This is a genomic window from Aquipuribacter hungaricus, assembly GCF_037860755.1.
In the GTDB taxonomy this organism is placed as follows: domain Bacteria; phylum Actinomycetota; class Actinomycetes; order Actinomycetales; family JBBAYJ01; genus Aquipuribacter; species Aquipuribacter hungaricus.
Genome location: NZ_JBBEOI010000338.1, coordinates 1 through 2,954, shown reverse-complemented (window position 1 = coordinate 2,954; position 2,954 = coordinate 1). Strand labels below are relative to the sequence as shown.

The following is a 2,954-nucleotide window of genomic DNA, read 5'->3' as shown; positions in this document are numbered from 1 at the left end:
CTCGCGCGGCGGGCGTCGGCGCGGGCGCGCCGCGTCCACGGCGCACGGGGCGTCCTGTGCGGGCGGTGGTGCCGGTCGTCGCGGCGCGGCGGCCCTGGCCGACGAGCCTGGAGAGCATTCCCATGGTGGTTCCTCCTCGATGTCGCTGGCCCCCGGACACCGAGGGGGTACCCGCCGCGGGCCGCGGTCAACCGGGCGGGCGGGGTGCCGGGCCCGCGGCGCGTACCCTGCAGGCGCCATGAGCACCTCTGAGACCCTCGCCGCCACCTCCCTCGGGCAGGCCGCCGTGCCCTCGCAGCCGGCCGCCGCGCAGCCGGACCGCACGTATCACGTGCGCACGTTCGGCTGCCAGATGAACGTCCACGACTCCGAGCGCCTCACCGGCATGCTCGAGGCCGCCGGGTACGTCCCCGCGGACCCCGCCACCGTCGTGGACGAGGGCGCCGACGTCGTCGTCCTCAACACCTGCGCCGTGCGCGAGAACGCGGACAACAAGCTCTACGGCAACCTCGGGCACCTGGCGCCGGTCAAGGCCCGCCGGCCCGGGATGCAGATCGCCGTGGCCGGCTGCCTGGCGCAGAAGGACCGCGGCGAGATCGTCCGCAAGGCCCCGTGGGTCGACGTCGTCATCGGCACGCACAACCTCGGCTCGCTCCCGGCGCTGCTCGAGCGGTCCCGGCACAACGCGCGCGCCGAGGTCGAGATCCTCGAGTCGTTGGAGACGTTCCCGTCCACGCTGCCCACCAGGCGTGAGTCGGCGTACGCGGCGTGGGTGTCGGTGAGCGTCGGCTGCACCAACACGTGCACCTTCTGCATCGTGCCCGCGCTGCGCGGCACCGAGAAGGACCGCCGCCCCGGGGACGTGCTCGCCGAGGTGGAGGCCCTGGTCGCCGAGGGCGTCGTCGAGGTCACCCTGCTGGGCCAGAACGTCAACACCTACGGCATCGAGTTCGGCGACCGGCTCGCCTTCGGCAAGCTGCTGCGCGCCGTCGGGGCGGTCCCCGGCCTGGAGCGGGTGCGGTTCACCAGCCCCCACCCGAGCTCGTTCACCGACGACGTCATCGCCGCGATGGCCGAGACGCCCACCGTCATGCACCAGCTGCACATGCCGCTGCAGTCGGGCTCGGACCGGGTGCTGCGCGCGATGCGCCGCTCGTACCGCTCCGAACGGTTCCTCGGCATCATCGACCGGGTGCGCGCGGCCATGCCCGACGCGGCGCTGTCCACCGACATCATCGTCGGCTTCCCCGGCGAGACCGAGGAGGACTTCCAGGCGACGCTCGACGTGGTCCGCGCCTCCCGTTTCGCCAACGCCTTCACCTTCCAGTACTCCCCGCGGCCCGGGACGCCGGCGGCGACCATGCCGGACCAGGTGCCCAAGGCGGTCGTGCAGGAGCGATACGAGCGTCTCGTCGCGCTGCAGGAGGAGATCTCCTGGGCCGAGAACCGCGCGCAGACCGGCCGCCGCCTGGAGCTGCTCGTGTCCGAGGGCGAGGGCCGCAAGGACACCGCGACCGAGCGCTCCTCCGGCCGCGCCCCCGACAACCGGCTCGTGCACTTCGCGCCGCGCCCGGCGCCGGGCGTGCCGGCCTGGGAGGAGCCCGTGCGGCCCGGCGACGTCGTCGAGGTCGAGGTCACCTACGCCGCCCCGCACCACCTCGTCGCCGACGCCGGCGTCCTCTCGCTGCGGCGCACCCGTGCCGGCGACGCGTGGCAGGCGCGACAGGCCCGTCCCGCGGGCGCGCCCGCGGCACGGACGACCGTCGGGCTCGGCATGCCGCGGCTCGGCTCCTCTGCCGCCCCCGCCTGAGTCGACGCTCGGCGGGCGCTGCTCCCGTCGGCTCCTCCAGTCCGCCCCGCGGTCGCCGTGCGTGACCCCTCAGGCGGCGCACGGTGACCCCTCAGACGCTCGGCCCGACGCCTCAGCCGGCCCCGAGGCCTGCGGCTGAGGCGGTGGGCGTGACCGGACGATGGGGCGCACCGGCCCTCAGGCCCAGCCTGGTATCACCCGGAGGACCAGCCACCGGGGACGACCAGGAGGTCACCATGCTCGTCCTTCCCCCGACGCCCGGTCTGCTCGACGCCGAGCTGGCCTACCGCCGCGAGCGCCTCGGCGCCGACATCGCCACGTCCCGCCGCCTCGCCGCGTGGGTCGGCCGGCTCCGCCGCCGCACCACCACCCGCCACGAGGACCTCGTCCTCGCCGCCTGACAGCAGCCGCACCGCCCACCGGGCTCACCGTCCGGCCGGGCTCCCGCGCCCCCGGCAGCGGGTGGGACGTCGACGTCCCCCGCCCGTGGCGCGGGTGCCGGCCGCCCGCACCTGGCGTACGGACCCGCTCCCTGTGAGCCGTTGTGGTCGCGCTTAAGCCCGTCGCGGCGTCCGAGGGACTCTCCGTGAGTCGTTGTGGTCGCGCTCGTGCCCGTCGCAGTCCTGCCCTGGACCCAGCGTCGACGGTCTCGAGCCTGCTCGGTCAGACGGGCCGCCCGGGGCGACCGAACCCGACGCTCCCGGGCCGGCTTGGGCACACGGGCCGCCCCAGGCGAAGGAGCCCGGTGATCTCGGGCCCGCTCGTGCACCACGGGCCGCCCGGGGCGACCAGGCCCGACGAGCTCGGGCCCGCTCGCACAGACGAGCCGCCCGAAGCGAGCCCGCCCGACGATCTCGGGTCCGCTCGCGCACCCCGGCCGCCCGGCGGCCCGACCGTGCCGGGTCCGCCGCCCCGCCGGCCGTTCGGACCGACCACCCCCGGACCACCCCACCGCACCGCACCTCGGGTGCAGGTCGTCGGTGCCCGCTGCCACGATGGGCCCGTGTCCCGGCTGAGCATCGACGCCCCGCTGGTCGGCCGGCGCGCCGAGCTCGACGCCCTCGCGGCGGCGCTCGACGAGGCCCGCGACGGGCGGCCCGGAGCGGTCCTGCTGGCCGGCGACGCCGGGGCGGGCAAGACCCGC

At 76.3% G+C, this 2,954-nt stretch carries 3 protein-coding genes; all 3 read left to right on the top strand.

Going from position 1 to position 2,954, the window contains the following annotated elements:
* Positions 1-238 precede the first annotated feature (238 nt).
* Positions 239-1,810 carry a tRNA (N6-isopentenyl adenosine(37)-C2)-methylthiotransferase MiaB gene (gene miaB, locus WCS02_RS19230; protein WP_340295894.1) on the top strand — a complete coding sequence of 524 codons (1,572 nt, stop codon included), beginning with the start codon at positions 239-241 and terminating at the stop codon, positions 1,808-1,810.
* Between the two features lie 236 nt (positions 1,811-2,046).
* Complete coding sequence (locus tag WCS02_RS19225; RefSeq protein ID WP_340295893.1) at positions 2,047-2,211, top strand: hypothetical protein; 165 nt, start codon at positions 2,047-2,049, stop codon at positions 2,209-2,211.
* 143 nt (positions 2,212-2,354) lie between these two features.
* Positions 2,355-2,954: AAA family ATPase (locus tag WCS02_RS21205; RefSeq protein WP_422665438.1), on the top strand; the 600-nt coding region annotated here is incomplete at its 3' end.